Raw genomic sequence first — 15,043 nt, 5'->3', positions numbered from 1 at the left:
CCAATGAGAACGGATGACATCTTGAAATAATTAGTCGGCAGGCCCGATAGCCAGCGGGGATGGGTGCTGCATGCAAGGGCATCGACGTGCGGTAGTTCGCACTTTGCACCACGGAGGCGTATTGGTTCTGTTTCTCAATTGACAATAATTATCATTCGGAATAATTTGTCGCTCGACGCGCAGGGCGACTCAGGTTGCGAGTCGTCCCGCCAACCTTATTGCAGCAGGGTGATTTCCATGATGGAACCAGTATCCACAAGCAGGTGCGATTCACCGCTACTTCAAGCGTTCGTCGACAATCGACTGATTCTGGTCAAGATTGCAGCCCGCATCACCGGGTGCAGGTCACGTGCTGAAGACGTGGTACAGGATGCGTTTTTCCGGTTGCAATCCGCACCGCCGATCACGTCCTCGTTCAAGGCACAGCTCAGCTATCTGTTCCAAATCGTGCGCAACCTGGCAATCGACCACTACCGCAAGCAGGCGCTGGAGCAAAAGTATTCCGGCCCTGAAGAGGAAGGCTTGAACGTGGTGATTCAAGGTGCCTCTCCCGAAACCTCGCACATCAATTTCTCGACTCTTGAGCATATTGCCGATGCGCTGACAGAGCTGCCGAGCCGTACCCGCTACGCCTTCGAGATGTATCGCCTGCACGGGGTGCCGCAAAAGGACATTGCCAAGGAACTCGGTGTTTCGCCGACCCTGGTGAATTTCATGATTCGCGATGCGCTGGTGCACTGCCGCAAGGTATCGGGGAGTCGTGCGGATACTTTTGCTCGTCGTTAAGATCTGGATTCTGTGGTGCCCCCATCGCGAGCAGGCTCACTCCTACATTGGATCTCCAGTGTTCACAAATAGTGTGCTCACAGCAGATCCACTGTGGGAGCGAGACCGGCTTGCCGGCGATGGCTGACTCAAGACCGGTACAGGTCTTGAGCCTTAAACATCAAGCCAACCGGCACCGATCAAAAAACCGCTCCCGCCCCAACACCATCAACGCCGCGCGTTTATGCGGGAAGTCGAACTCTTTCTCGCAGTAAAAGCCCTGGCCCTGCATGTGCCCGATCATCCTGGCGTTGTCGGCGCGAGGTTCGGCCACCACCCGTTGCGTGCGCGGATCGTCGAGAAACAGGTAATGCACCAGCGCCGATAACCAGCTCGCCACTTTGTGTGGACCACGGTGGTTTTCTTCACCCACCAGCATGTGAATGCCACGGTCATAATCGCCGGCGTCATAGAACGGTGCGATGCGATCTTCCTTGGCCCAATACGCTTCAAAATAGGCAAACGGCTGATCATCGAAACAGCCGATCAGGGTCACCGTGTGCGGGCCCGCCGCCAGTTTGTTCAGGTAGTCGCGATGCTGTTCGAGACTGCCCTCCTCCTGCCAGAAACTCGCTACGCGCGGGTTGTTCTGCCAGCGATTGAAACGCTCCAGGTCCTGTTCAATGTCCACCGTGCGCAGGGAAATCCAGGCACCGAGACGCGCATCAAAACGTCGATAGACTTCACCGCACGGTTTGAGCGGGCGCAACGGATGGCGTTTGCCACCGCTGATGACCTTGTGTTGTGGATAAATGGAAGGAAGCAACTCGCCCAGCCATGGCTGAGGCAATTGCCAGAACAGTGTGCGTAAGCAGTCATACTGGCCGACGACTTCGCCGGGAATCAGCAAGCCGCTGAGCAGGGCCTGTGTGGGAATTTCATCGAGTTGCCAGGTCAGGCGCTGGCAGGCTGGATCACGGGCAAACAGCCAATAACAGGCCATCCGGATGGCCTGTTCGACGGGATGGCCAAAGTATTCTTCTACTTGCACCTGCAACTCGGGCTCACGGGTCAGGCGCAGCTGGATCAATGGCTGCCCTTCCAGATGCAAGTGCAGGCGACTTTCGGTTTCATCCGCGACAAGCATCCCTTCGGATGGCAAGGCCAGGTCAGTCAGAACATTCAAATCGGGCATGGGTCGGGCTCACGATAATCGTCGACAGTTCAACGAAGTGACGTGTGCAGGGGCAGGAAATTTAAGGAAAGTCGCTCAATACGCGACTTGTGGTGCGATTTCAGCTACCGGGCACCGGCACCACGGCAATTTTGTACGGATCGAAAATCTTCAGCAGCTGTCCGTTATCCCGCAACTCTTGCAGCAACTTGCCGAACGCCACACCACCGATGGGCGCAGCGGGACGAAGGATTGCGTAGTGGTGATAGACCTGATCGATACGCTGGGACACCAGCAGCTGATCGGCGACTTTGTCGTTGTGCAGCAAGTAATCACTAAAATACGAGCGTGTTACCAAGGCAATGTCCGCTCGACCGCGCAGCACCATCAGCAAGTTGCTGTCGTGGGAATAGGTCAGTGTAGCGTTGTAGTTTTGCGCGAGGAATTTCGAGTCGGCATTGAAGTTGGCGAATTCGTAGTGATAGCCGCTGAACAGGGCCAGCCGCTTGCCGCCAAGCTCGACAAAGTAGTTTTGCTGGCGGTCCGGCAGGCGTTGCGCGACAAAGATCTCGGCGTCTTCCAGGCCCATGTCGACAGTGGTATGCGGGATATCTTGCCAGCCCCAGTTCGGGTTCTCGAAAATCGCCATGTCGACCCGGCCCTGCTTCAAATCACCGAAGCGCCGGGGAATGGAAGTGGGCACCAGGACAAACTGATAATCGCTTTGCAGGCGATTCAAAGCCTCGACCAATTGCGGCAGCAGCCCCGTGGCGACACCGGATTCCGGGCGGATGGCATAGGGCGGAAAATGGGCGGCGCCCACCCGAACCGTTTGCGCAGCGTGGGACGGCAATACCCATAGCGTCGTAAGCGATGCCAGCAGTAACCGTGAAGCAGTCCGGATTGGCGAAGACATCAAAACAACGCACTCCCTGAAATAATACGCATCAATGCATTCAAGCTAGGCGGTTTCGGCCACTTAGCCAGTTCCCTTAGGCGGGCACAACCTTATTGCTTTTCTTCCAGTACGAGAATCAAGGCTTCATCGGCCAATTGATCGAGGCTCATGCTGCCGCCTGCGCGAAACCAGGTGGTGGTCCAGGACAACGCGCCCGTCAGGAAGCGACGCGTGATGAACACATCGCCGCGAATAAAACCCGCCTCCTTGGCTTCACCCAACACCTGCAGCCAAATGTCTTCATAAATGTCACGCAATGCCAACACCTGCGCCTGCCCGTCTTCGGACAACGAGCGCCATTCATAGACCAGCACCGCCATGGCTTCGCCGCGCCCCCCCATGATCGACTGCAATTCGCAGCGAATCAGCGCCAGCACACGTTCGCGCACAGTGTTGGCCTCATCGAGGGCTGCACGCATCAATGCCATGTTGTAGCGGATGGTCTCTTCCATCACGGCGCGCAAGATTTCGTCCTTGCTTTTGAAGTGATGAAAAATGCTGCCTGACTGAATGCCTACCGCACCCGCCAAATCGCGTACGGTGGTGCGTTCATAACCTTTATTGCGGAACAGGTGAGCCGCCACTTGCAGCAGTTTGCCGCGGGCGCTGTCCGGGTCGGTCAATTGGCCGTTGTCGACCAATTCACGCATGACCCTCAGGGCTTTTTGCTCGTCCACCCGTTCTCTCCTACAGTCGATCAATCAAATACACCGCTTGCCGCTAAAACTGCGGGGTTGCGCGGGCAATTTAAGCTGGCGACGACAACCTAGCAAGCGCTCGGGCAGAAGATATCTCAGGCATTTACAAACCAAGCGCTTGCTTGGTAGTCTCGATTCACTTCAGTGGGAGGTGGCTATGGAGTTGACTGTGCCTAAAACGATTCGCATCGGCTGCGCCAGCGCCTTTTGGGGCGACACCTCGACTGCCGCTGCGCAACTGGTGGGAGGTGGGCGTCTGGATTATCTGGTCTTCGACTATCTGGCCGAAATCACCATGTCGATCATGGCCGGCGCGAGGATGAAAGACCCACAGGCCGGCTATGCGGGCGACTTCATTGAGGTCCTCAGCCCGTTGTTGGGGCAACTCGCTGAACAGAAGATCCGCGTCATCAGCAACGCCGGAGGCGTCAACCCTTTGGCCTGCGCCGCCGCGCTGCAATCGGCCTGCGACAAGGCCGGGGTGGCGCTGAAAATCGCAGTGTTGCTGGGTGATGACCTGCAACCGCAGTTCAAACAGCTGAGCAGCCTTGGCCTCCATGAAATGTTCAGCGGCGCACCCTTACCGCCTATGTGCGTCTCGACCAACGCCTACCTAGGTGCGCCAGGCATCGTCGAAGCGTTGCGCCTGGGCGCGGACATCATCATCACCGGGCGCGTGGTCGACAGCGCCGTGGTCAGCGCTGCGCTGGTGCACGAATTCGGCTGGTCCTGGCACGACTACGACAAACTTGCACAGGCCGCGCTCGCCGGCCATATCATCGAATGCGGCGCTCAATGCACCGGCGGCAATTTCACCGACTGGCGCGAGGTGCCCGATTACGAACACATCGGTTTCCCCATCGTTGAGGTCAGCGCCGACAGCCAGTTCATCGTCAGTAAACCTGAAGGCTCCGGCGGCCTGGTCACGCCACTGACCGTCGGCGAGCAAATGCTGTATGAAATCGGCGATCCGCGAGCTTACTTGCTGCCCGATGTGGTCTGCGATTTCACTCAGGTCAAACTTCAGCAACAGGGCAAAAACGCAGTTCAGGTGCACGGCGCCAAAGGCCTGCCGCCGACCGATCAGTACAAGGTCAGCGCGACGTATCTGGACGGTTTTCGCTGCACCGCCAGTTGCCTGATCGCGGGCATCGATGCTGTCGACAAGGCGCGGCGGGTCAGCGAAGCGATCATCAACAAGACCTCGGAGATCTTCAGCCAGCGCGGCTGGGCGCCGTACAGCGAAGTGAACATTGAACTGCTGGGCAGCGAGGCCACGTATGGCCCCCATGGCCAGCGTCAGGACAGCCGCGAAGTGGTGATCAAACTTGCCGTGCGCCACCCGAGCAAACAAGCTTTGATCGTGTTCTCCCGGGAAATCGCCCAGGCCGCAACGGGCATGGCGCCAGGGCTGACCGGGATCGTCGGCGGGCGGCCAACGGTGTATCCGCTGATCCGGCTGTTCTCCTTCCTTATCGACAAAACCGCCTGCACGCTGGACATTAATTTCAACGGCCAGCGTCACGCTTGCGCCCTGCCCGCCGTCGATGTGCTCGACCCGGATGACTTGCCTGTCCCGTTCGACCCATCGCAGCCCACAGACCGCGCCGACGCCAGCGTGGCGCTGATCAAACTCGCGGTCGCCCGCTCTGGCGACAAGGGCAATCACAGCAACATCGGGGTCATGGCTCGCGAACCCGAATACCTGCCGTGGATCGCCGAAGCGCTGACGCCGGAGGTCATTGTCGACTGGATGAGTCACGTCCTCGATCCCGTTCACGGACGTGTCGGACGCTGGTATCTGCCCGGCACCCACAGCCTTAATTTTCTACTGGAAAACGCCCTCGGCGGCGGTGGCGTGGCCAGCCTGCGGATCGACCCGCAAGGCAAAGCCTTCGCCCAGCAGCTGCTGGAGATCCAGATTCCGGTGCCTCAGCGCATCGCCGACCAAGTCAACTAGAGGACTGTCGCCATGGCTTACGATTCGATTTTCAAAACCGATTTGTTTGCGGGCCAAACCATCATTGTCACCGGTGGCGGCAGCGGCATCGGCCGATGCACCGCCCATGAACTGGCGGCGCTCGGCGCGCATGTGCTGTTGGTTGGGCGCAAGGCCGACAAGTTGAAAAGCGTCGCTGTCGAGATTGCCGAAGACGGTGGCAAAGCTGATTGGGCGGTCTGCGATATTCGCGAGGAAGAAGCGGTCAAGCACCTGATCAGCGAGCTGATTCGCAAACACGGGCCGATACACGGGCTGGTCAACAACGCCGGCGGGCAATTTCCTGCGCCGCTGGCCTCTATCAATCAGAAAGGTTTCGAAACCGTGGTGCGCACCAATCTGGTGGGCGGTTTCCTGATGGCCCGGGAAGTGTTCAACCAATCCATGAGCAAGCATGGCGGCGCCATCGTCAACATGCTCGCGGACATGTGGGGTGGCATGCCCGGCATGGGGCATTCGGGCGCGGCGCGCTCGGGCATGGATAACCTGACCAAGACCGCTGCCTTTGAATGGGGTTACGCCGGAGTGCGGGTCAATGCGGTGGCGCCAGGTTGGGTCGCGTCCAGTGGCATGGACACTTATGAAGGCGCCTTCAAAGCGGTGATTCCAACCTTGCGCGAACACGTACCGCTCAAACGCATCGGTACCGAATCGGAAATCAGTGCGGCGATTGTGTTCCTGCTCAGCCCGGCAGCGGCGTTTGTCAGCGGCAGTACCTTGCGCATCGACGGCGCCGCCAGCCTTGGCGGACGCGCCTGGCCGATCCACAAGGCGCAGAACAGCGAATCGTATAACGGTTTTCACCGCGCGTACTTACCAGAAGTGCTCGGGCCAGACGTGCTTCAGGACAAGGAATAAGCCATGCCGGTGATTCAGTCGCAAGTGGACCCGTTCAGCGCGCAGTTCGCCCAGAACCGCGCAGCGATGCTGGCCGTGATCGAACACGTTCGCCAGCTCGAACAAAACCTGTTGAACAAGGCGGCCGAAGCCAAGCCAAAATTCGACAAGCGCGGGCAACTGCTGCCGCGCGAGCGCCTCAACCTGCTGCTTGACCCCGGCGCGCCGTTCCTCGAACTGGCGAGTCTGGCCGGCTACAAGCTGCACGACGATAAGGACGGCAGCGCGGCCGGTGGTGGTTTGATCGCCGGGATCGGTTACGTGTCCGGTGTACGGGTGCTGGTGGTGGCGAACAACAGCGCGATCAAGGGCGGCACCATTTCCCCCAGCGGGTTGAAAAAGTCCCTGCGCCTGCAACAGATCGCCATGGAAAACAAACTGCCGGTGATCACCCTCGCCGAAAGCGGCGGCGCCAACTTGAATTACGCCGCGGACATCTTCGTCGAAGGCGCGCGCAGTTTTGCCAATCAGGCGCGGATGTCGGCCATGGGCCTGCCGCAGATTACCGTGGTGCATGGCTCGGCCACTGCGGGCGGCGCTTATCAGCCAGGTTTATCGGATTACGTGGTGGTCGTGCGCGGCAAGGCCAAGCTGTTTCTCGCCGGCCCGCCACTGCTGAAAGCGGCGACCGGTGAAGTCGCGACCGACGAAGAACTCGGCGGCGCCGAGATGCACGCACAAACTGCCGGCACCGCCGAGTACCTGGCCGAGAACGATGCCGACGGCGTACGCAAGGTGCGCGAAATCGTCAGCCTGCTGCCGTGGAACGATCAGTTGCCCTGGCGCCCGGAACATCGCTGGGAAGAACCGCTCTACCCCATTGACGAGCTGCTGGGCCTGATCCCCGATGACCCGAAAAAACCCTATGACGTACGCGACATCATTGCCCGTATCGCCGACGGTTCGAACTTCCTCGAATTCAAAGGCGAGTTCGATCAGCAGACCGTTTGCGGCCAACTGAAAATTCAGGGACGTGCCTGCGGCTTCATCGGCAACAACGGCCCGATCACGCCCAAGGGCGCCAGCAAGGCCGCGCAGTTCATCCAGCTCTGCGACCAGAGCCAGACGCCGCTGCTGTTTTTCCACAACACCACCGGGTTCATGGTCGGCACCGAGTCGGAACAACAAGGCGTGATCAAGCACGGCGCGAAGATGATTCAAGCGGTGGCGAACGCGCGGGTGCCGAAACTGACGATTGTCGTCGGCGGTTCCTATGGCGCCGGCAACTACGCCATGTGCGGCCGCGGCCTAGACCCGCGTTTCATCTTCGCCTGGCCCAACAGTCGCACCGCTGTGATGGGCGGCGCTCAGGCCGGCAAGGTGCTGCGAATCGTCACCGAAGCCAAACAGCTCAAGGACGGTCTGGTGCCGGACCCGAAAATGCTCGACATGCTCGAACAGGTCACCGCGCAGAAACTCGACAGTCAGTCCACCGCCCTCTATGGCAGTGCCAATTTGTGGGACGACGGGCTGATCGATCCGCGGGACACCCGGACATTGCTCGGCTACTTGCTGGATATATGCCACGAGGCCGACGTGCGGCCGCTGCAAACCAACAGTTTTGGCGTCGCTAGATTTTGACGACGCAGAGCGTCTAAGACTGCATTCCCACGCAGAGCGTGGGAACGATCAAGGAGAACAATAAAAATGATCTTCACCCAGGAACACGAAGCACTGCGTCGCACCATCCGCCAATTCGTCGATCACGAGATCAACCCTCACGTCGAGGAGTGGGAAAAGGCCGGACGTTTTCCGATCCATGACATCTTCCGCAAGGCCGGTGATCTCGGTTTATTAGGAATCTCCAAACCGGAAAAATTCGGCGGCATGGGGCTCGACTACAGCTATTCGATCGTCGCGGCCGAAGAGTTCGGCACCATCCATTGCGGCGGCATTCCGATGTCCATCGGCGTGCAGACCGACATGTGCACCCCGGCGCTGGCGCGGTTCGGCTCCGATGAGTTGCGCGATGAGTTTCTGCGCCCGGCCATTACCGGTGAACAGGTCGGCTGCATTGGCGTCTCTGAAGTCGGTGCCGGCTCCGATGTCGCCGGGCTGAAAACCATCGCCCGCAAGGACGGCGACGACTATGTGATCAACGGCAGCAAGATGTGGATCACCAACTCGCCCAGCGCCGATTTCATCTGCCTGCTGGCCAACACGTCGGACGACAAACCGCACATCAACAAGTCACTGATCATGGTGCCGATGAACACGCCAGGCATCAGCCTCAGTTCGCACCTGGACAAGCTCGGCATGCGCAGCTCGGAAACCGCCCAGGTGTTTTTCGACAATGTGCGCGTGCCGCAGCGCAACCGCATTGGCCATGAAGGCGCCGGGTTCATGATGCAAATGCTGCAATTCCAGGAGGAACGCCTGTTCGGCGCGGCGAACATGATCAAGGGCCTGGAGTACTGCGTCGACAGCACCATTGAGTACTGCAAGGAACGCAAGACCTTCGGCAATGCGCTGATCGACAACCAGGTCATTCACTTCCGCCTGGCAGAGCTACAAACCGAAATCGAATGCCTGCGGGCGCTGGTCTATCAGGCCACCGAGCAATACATCAAAGGCCAGGACGTCACCCGCCTGGCCTCCATGGCCAAACTCAAGGCCGGGCGTCTGGGCCGTGAAGTCAGCGACAGCTGCCTGCAATATTGGGGTGGCATGGGTTTCATGTGGGACAACCCGGTCGCCCGTGCATATCGCGACGTGCGGCTGGTGTCGATTGGCGGCGGCGCCGACGAAATCATGCTGGGGATCATCTGCAAACTCATGGGCATCCTGCCGGGGAAAAAGAAATGAGCACCCTGCCTGATTGCCAGACGTTGCTGCTGGAGTCGCATAACGGCGTGTTGCACATCACCCTCAATCGCCCGGAAAGTCGCAATGCCATGAGCCTGCAAATGGTCGCCGAACTGCGTGCGGTATTCGCGGCGGTGCGCGATGATCGAGCGGTTCGGGCATTGGTGATCGGCGGTGCTGGCGGGCATTTCTGTGCCGGCGGCGACATCAAGGACATGGCCAGCGCACGCGCTCAAGGCCCCAGCGCCTATCGCGAGTTGAACCGGGCATTCGGCGCGCTGCTGCAAGAGGTGCAACACGCGCCCCAAGTCGTGATCACGGTGCTGCAAGGCGCAGTGTTGGGCGGCGGTCTGGGATTGGCCTGCGTCAGCGACGTCGCCTTGGCCGATCACTTGGCACAGTTCGGGTTGCCGGAAACCAGCCTCGGATTGCTGCCCGCGCAAATAGCGCCGTTTGTGGTCCAGCGCATTGGCCTGACCCAAGCCCGGCGCCTGGCGCTGACCGCCGCGCGTTTTGACGGTACACAGGCGCGGCGGATGGGCCTGGTGCATTTTGTCGAGCATGACGCGCAAGCGCTGGCCGAGCGCCTCGATGAAATCCTCGCCCATGTGCTGTGTTGCGCACCGGGTGCTAATGCGACGACCAAAAAACTCCTGCTGGCGAGTGCCGGACAACCGTCGGATGCGTTGCTGGATGACGCGGCGCAGTGGTTTAGCGAAGCGGTGACTGGGGCTGAAGGAGTCGAAGGGACTATGGCTTTTGTGCAAAAGCGTAAACCGGGGTGGGCTCTTTAAAAGCTTCGCGAGCAGGCTCGCTCCCACAAGGGATTGCATTCCAAATGTGGGAGCGAGCCTGCTCGCGATGAGGCCATCACATTCACCGCAAATCTCAAGGGAAGAACCCATGCCCGGACTCAGAAAAATCCTGATCGCCAACCGCGGTGAAATCGCCTGCCGCATCCAGCGCACCGCCCAGGCGCTGGGTTATCGCACCGTCGCCATTTTCAGCGATGCCGACGCCGACGCCCTTCACGTGCAAATGGCCGACGAAGCCGTCAACATCGGCCCGGCCCCGGTGCAGCAGTCTTATCTGAACATCCCGGCGATCATCGAAGCCGCCCGACGCACTGGTGCTGATGCGATCCACCCCGGCTACGGCTTCCTCTCGGAAAACGCCCGCTTCGCCCTTGCCTGCCGTGACGCTGGCATTACCTTCATCGGCCCCAGCCCCGAAGCCATTGAGCTGATGGGCAGCAAGCGTCTGTCGAAAATCGCCATGATCGACGCTGGCGTGCCCTGTGTTAAAGGCTATCAAGGCGCGGAACAGGACGACACAACCCTGAGCCGCGAAGCCGAACGTATCGGTTATCCATTGATGATCAAGGCCAGCGCTGGCGGGGGCGGACGTGGCATGCGCCTGGTGCGGGACGCCAGCGGGTTGTGTGAACAACTGCGCACCGCACGTTCCGAAGCGCAGCATGGTTTTGGTAGCGATGAACTGATCCTCGAACAAGCTTTGATCGACCCTCGCCATGTCGAAATTCAGCTGTTTGGCGATCAGCACGGCAACCTGATCTACCTCGGCGAACGCGACTGTTCGATCCAGCGGCGCCATCAAAAGGTCATCGAAGAAGCGCCCTGCCCGGTGATGACCCGCGAGCTGCGTCAGGCCATGGGCGAGGCCGCGCTCAAGGCGGGTCGGGCAGTGAATTACGTCGGCGCGGGCACGGTGGAGTTTCTGCTGGACGCGCGCGGACAGTTCTACTTTCTGGAGATGAACACCCGGCTGCAAGTGGAACACCCGGTGACCGAACTGATCACCGGGCTGGACCTGGTGGCCTGGCAATTACTCGTCGCCGAAGGACAACCGCTGCCATTACGACAGGAGCAGGTACAGCTCAACGGCCATGCCATGGAAGTGCGCCTGTATGCCGAAGACCCGACTCGCGACTTTCTGCCCCAGACCGGTCGAGTCACGGCGTGGGAACCGACATTACTGAGCGGCGTACGGATCGATCACGGCCTGATTGAAGGCCAGGACATCAGCCCGTTCTATGACCCGATGCTGGGCAAGATCATTGCCCACGGTGCAACCCGTGAAGAAGCCCGGCGCAAGTTGCTGCGGGCGGTGCAGGACAGCGTACTGCTGGGCGTGCAGAGCAATCAGCGCTTGCTCGCCAGTCTGTTGCAACATCCGCAGTTCATCAGCGGCGAGTTCAGCACCGGGTTCATCCCGACCTGCTTCGCTGACGATCCTTGCTTGCAGGCCCATGTCCCAAGTGCCGCCGAACTGGCCATCGCTGCGGCGCTGTTCTATCAAGTGTCGGCACAGACTCACCCGGCACCACTGGCCGGGTGGCGCAACAATGCCAGCGTGCCCTTGCACTATCGCATCGGTTTGAATGATCAGGATTGGCCGGTGGAACTGAACGCTACGCCGGACGGGTTATTTCGGATTCAGGTCGCCGGGCAAAGTCTTGAATTGAAGATCATCCGCTGCGACGGGCGCTGGGCAACACTGGACATCGACGGCATCCGCCAGCGTCATGCCTATCGCCTTGAGTCCGGGCAGCTGTGGTTGTTCGCCCGCCCCGGCAGCCTGCAACTGATCGACCGGACCCAGGCGCTGGTCAGCGGTCAGGCCAGCGTCAGTACCGGCACACTCAAGGCGCCAATGGACGGAGCCATCGTCGATGTGCTGGTCACCGAGGGCAGCCCGGTCAGCAAAGGCCAACTGTTGGTGGTGCTCGAAGCGATGAAAATGGAGCACCCGCTCAAGTCGGGCATCGACGGGGTGCTTAAACGGTTGCAGGTGCGGGTCGGTGATCAGGTTAAAAATCGTCAGATTTTGTTGGAGGTCGAATAAGCCGCTAGGCGGATCCGTCGGGTTTGGCTACGCTCAAGCCCTATCAGGACGCGGATACCAGGAACCCTGCAATGCATCACTGGCTGGTGATAGATCTGGAAGCCACCACCGATGAGGGTGGCTGGCCAGTAACGGAAATGGAAATCATCGAAATCGGTGCCACCCTGGTGGACCGCAAAGGTCGCGAACTGGACTATTTCCAGCGTTTCGTGCGGCCGTTGCGTCGGCCTTTGCTGACACCGTTTTGCCGGGAGCTGACTCACATCACCCAAGGCAATATCGATGCTGCGCAACCCCTGACCGAGGTTTGGCCGTCATTCGAGCGTTGGCTGGGCCACCATCATTCACGACTGGAAGGTTGGGCGAGTTGGGGGGACTACGACCGCAAACAGTTGGTTCAGGAATGGGAGCGCCTGCAACTCGACAGTGCCCTGAGCCGGGTGCCGCACATGAACCTCAAGCAGCGCTTTGCCAAGGCCAGACGACTGGAACGTCCGCTGGGGCTCAATGGCGCCTTGCAACTGGCGGGCATGCAGTTCACCGGTCAGCAACACCGGGCGCTGGAAGATGCGCGCAATACCGCGCGCTTGTTGCCACTGACTCTCCCCGTCTAGAGAGGTGACGGCGCACAAGGCCTTGTGCATACTGGCCGGCCTTTTTAGCCCTTTTCGAGGAATCGCCCATGTTTAAAGTCAACGAGTACTTCGACGGCACCGTCAAGTCGATCGCCTTTGGCACCGCTGAAGGTCCTGCGACCATCGGCGTCATGGCTCCGGGCGAATACGAATTCGGTACCAGCCAGCGTGAAATCATGCACGTGGTCAGCGGCGCCCTGACCGTCAAACTGCCTGACAGCAGCGACTGGGAAACCTTCGCGGCCGGTAGCCAGTTCAACGTGCCTGCCAACAGCAAGTTTCAGCTGAAAGTGGCCGTCGACACCGCTTACCTGTGTGAATACCGCGGCTAAAACCCTGGGTTCACCGCGACAAAAAAATGCCCGCGTCTTTGGACACGGGCATTTTTCATTCAGAGGCCTTCATTCGAGGATCGTCACCGCCATCCCGACTTCGAGACGACCGTTGCTGTCGTTGACCAGATTCTGGCCGAACATCGCGCCGTCGGCCTCGGCACGGTACTTCTGCAACGTGGCCAGCGGTTCCCGGTCATCGCTGCGCTCACCGGTTTGCGGATCGATGGTGGTCAGAATGCAACGTGAGCAGGACTTGACCACCCGGAACTCGACATCACCAATGCGGATACGCTTCCAGCCATCCTCGGCATAGGCTTCGCTGCCCTCAATCACCAGGTTCGGTCGAAAGCGCAGCATGTCCAATGAACGCCCGACCTTTTGCGACAAGTCCTCCAGGGATGCCTGGCCGATCAGCAACAACGGATAGCCATCGGCAAATGCCACCTGATCGTCGTCCTTGCCGTAACCCGCCTCCGTCATGCGCGCACGATCAAGGGGAACTTGCACCAGGCGCGTCGGCTTGCCAATGAACTCACTGACCCAGGCAGCCGCCTCGTCACCGGCATCCGGCACGCGCAAAGTGTCACGCCAGATGGTCACGCCACGGAGTTCAGCGTTGCTTGAGGGCAAGTCTATGTTGATCGGCGAGCGGCCCGGGGCACTCAGGGTCAAGCCGCCCTTGGCATTCCACAACGCCGACAGCTGGCTCATGGACGCCTCCGCGCGCTGGGTCAGAAAGCGCCCGCTGGCCTCGTCCACCAGCATCCAGCGTCGATCACCGTCCAGCCCCAGCTTGTCGAGCCCGACTTGCTGCAAGGTCTCGCCCTTGCCGGATTTCAACGGATAACGATAAAGCGCGCTCAGACGCAGCATGGCCAGCTCCCTGGTAGGCAAAAAAGGCCACCCTATACGAGCTTGATCACCGAATCAAAGGCTGACATGACTGCCAGCCTGCCGCCCCGTGATCAGGCTGGCACTTCGTCGAGCATCAGGCGCTGGCGCACCACGTCGACGAGTTTGTCCGGCTGGAATTTGGAGAGGAAGTTGTCGCAGCCGACTTTCTTCACCATCGAGTCGTTGAAGCTGCCCGACAGCGAGGTGTGCAGCACCACGTAAAGACCACGCAGACGCGGGTCATTACGGATTTCGGTGGTCAGTCGATAGCCGTCCATTTCCGGCATTTCTGCGTCGGTGAACACCATCAGCAGTTTGTCGGTCATGGACACGCCCGTATCCGCCCAGGCCTTGAGCATGTTCAGCGCCTTCAGGCCGTCGCTGGCAATGTGCATTTTCACGCCCAGTTGACCCAGGGTGTCACGCAGTTGCGACAAGGCTACGTTGGAGTCGTCGACCAGCAGCACTTCCCGGCCCCGGGCGCGTTCCAGTATGGGGTCGTCGAGTTTTTCGCGGGAGACCTTGGCACTGTACGGCACGATTTCGGCCAGGACTTTCTCGACGTCGATGATTTCCACCAACTGGTCATCGACCTTGCTGATCGCCGTGAGGTAATGCTGGCGACCGGCGCTGGTCGGTGGCGGCAGAATGGCTTCCCAGTTCATGTTGACGATGCGGTCCACACCCCCGACCAGAAACGCCTGCACCGAACGGTTGTACTCAGTGACGATGATCGTGCTGGTCGGACTCGGCACCAGCGGGCGCATGCCGATGGCCTGGGACAGGTCAATCACAGGCAACGTCTGGCCACGCAGATTGACCACGCCACAGACGAACGGATGGCGCTGGGGCATCAGCGTCAGCTTGGGCAGTTGCAGCACTTCCTGCACTTTAAAGACGTTGATCGCGAACAATTGCCGGCCGGCCAGGCGAAACATGAGAATTTCCAGGCGATTCTCACCCACCAGTTGCGTGCGTTGGTCTACCGTATCGAGAATGCCGGCCATTTTAATGACTC

Annotated in this window: 14 protein-coding genes; 9 read left to right on the top strand and 5 right to left on the bottom strand. The window is 59.8% G+C overall.

Features of this window, described 5'->3' with window-relative positions:
- Nucleotides 1–237 precede the first annotated feature (237 nt).
- A complete protein-coding gene (locus KGB06_RS21375; RefSeq protein ID WP_223519282.1) occupies nt 238–786 on the top strand; it encodes an RNA polymerase factor sigma-70 in 549 nt (182 codons plus the stop codon).
- Between the two features lie 160 nt (nt 787–946).
- Here KGB06_RS21375 and KGB06_RS21370 read toward each other — a convergent pair whose 3' ends face one another.
- The 3 genes from KGB06_RS21370 to KGB06_RS21360 all read right to left on the bottom strand — a co-directional run bounded on the left by KGB06_RS21370 (nt 947) and on the right by KGB06_RS21360 (nt 3,574).
- Nucleotides 947–1,960 (bottom strand): GNAT family N-acetyltransferase, encoded by a 1,014-nt coding sequence (locus KGB06_RS21370; RefSeq protein WP_223519280.1) that lies wholly within the window; start codon nt 1,958–1,960, stop codon nt 947–949.
- Nucleotides 1,961–2,060: 100 nt separating this feature from the next.
- Nucleotides 2,061–2,855: a substrate-binding periplasmic protein gene (locus KGB06_RS21365; RefSeq protein ID WP_223519279.1), complete on the bottom strand. Its 795-nt coding sequence runs from the start codon at nt 2,853–2,855 to the stop codon at nt 2,061–2,063.
- Nucleotides 2,856–2,947: 92 nt separating this feature from the next.
- Nucleotides 2,948–3,574 (bottom strand): TetR/AcrR family transcriptional regulator, encoded by a 627-nt coding sequence (locus tag KGB06_RS21360; protein ID WP_223519277.1) that lies wholly within the window; start codon nt 3,572–3,574, stop codon nt 2,948–2,950.
- Nucleotides 3,575–3,764: 190 nt separating this feature from the next.
- On the opposite strand from KGB06_RS21360, the gene KGB06_RS21355 reads away from it, so the two are divergent.
- The 8 genes from KGB06_RS21355 (at nt 3,765) to KGB06_RS21320 (ending at nt 13,128) form a co-directional block, all read left to right on the top strand.
- Nucleotides 3,765–5,555, top strand: a complete 1,791-nt coding sequence (locus tag KGB06_RS21355) for an acyclic terpene utilization AtuA family protein (RefSeq protein ID WP_223519275.1) — start codon at nt 3,765–3,767, stop codon at nt 5,553–5,555.
- A gap of 12 nt (nt 5,556–5,567) precedes the next feature.
- Complete coding sequence (locus tag KGB06_RS21350; RefSeq protein ID WP_223519273.1) at nt 5,568–6,452, top strand: SDR family oxidoreductase; 885 nt, start codon at nt 5,568–5,570, stop codon at nt 6,450–6,452.
- 3 nt (nt 6,453–6,455) lie between these two features.
- Nucleotides 6,456–8,072, top strand: coding sequence for a geranyl-CoA carboxylase subunit beta (gene atuC, locus KGB06_RS21345; protein WP_223519272.1), 1,617 nt, complete (start codon nt 6,456–6,458; stop codon nt 8,070–8,072).
- Nucleotides 8,073–8,138: 66 nt separating this feature from the next.
- Nucleotides 8,139–9,296 (top strand): citronellyl-CoA dehydrogenase, encoded by a 1,158-nt coding sequence (gene atuD, locus KGB06_RS21340; protein WP_223519270.1) that lies wholly within the window; start codon nt 8,139–8,141, stop codon nt 9,294–9,296.
- Nucleotides 9,293–10,090, top strand: coding sequence for an enoyl-CoA hydratase-related protein (locus tag KGB06_RS21335; RefSeq protein WP_223519268.1), 798 nt, complete (start codon nt 9,293–9,295; stop codon nt 10,088–10,090). Before atuD ends, KGB06_RS21335 begins: the two co-directional genes overlap by 4 nt.
- 109 nt (nt 10,091–10,199) lie before the next feature.
- On the top strand, nt 10,200–12,161 hold the full coding sequence (locus tag KGB06_RS21330; protein WP_223519266.1) for an acetyl/propionyl/methylcrotonyl-CoA carboxylase subunit alpha: 1,962 nt from the start codon (nt 10,200–10,202) through the stop codon (nt 12,159–12,161).
- Between the two features lie 71 nt (nt 12,162–12,232).
- Nucleotides 12,233–12,775 carry an exonuclease domain-containing protein gene (locus tag KGB06_RS21325; RefSeq protein ID WP_223519264.1) on the top strand — a complete coding sequence of 181 codons (543 nt, stop codon included), beginning with the start codon at nt 12,233–12,235 and terminating at the stop codon, nt 12,773–12,775.
- A 68-nt stretch (nt 12,776–12,843) separates the two neighbouring features.
- Nucleotides 12,844–13,128: a pyrimidine/purine nucleoside phosphorylase gene (locus KGB06_RS21320; protein WP_007940055.1), complete on the top strand. Its 285-nt coding sequence runs from the start codon at nt 12,844–12,846 to the stop codon at nt 13,126–13,128.
- A gap of 69 nt (nt 13,129–13,197) precedes the next feature.
- Here KGB06_RS21320 and KGB06_RS21315 read toward each other — a convergent pair whose 3' ends face one another.
- Both KGB06_RS21315 and KGB06_RS21310 read right to left on the bottom strand, forming a co-directional pair.
- Nucleotides 13,198–14,004 (bottom strand): MOSC domain-containing protein, encoded by an 807-nt coding sequence (locus KGB06_RS21315; protein ID WP_223519263.1) that lies wholly within the window; start codon nt 14,002–14,004, stop codon nt 13,198–13,200.
- A 92-nt stretch (nt 14,005–14,096) separates the two neighbouring features.
- Nucleotides 14,097–15,032, bottom strand: coding sequence for a chemotaxis protein CheV (locus KGB06_RS21310; protein ID WP_223519261.1), 936 nt, complete (start codon nt 15,030–15,032; stop codon nt 14,097–14,099).
- Nucleotides 15,033–15,043: the final 11 nt, after the last annotated feature.

It is taken from the genome of Pseudomonas sp. GL-B-19, from assembly GCF_019956415.1.
Lineage (GTDB): Bacteria > Pseudomonadota > Gammaproteobacteria > Pseudomonadales > Pseudomonadaceae > Aquipseudomonas.
This window is presented reverse-complemented; position numbering and strand designations above follow the sequence as displayed.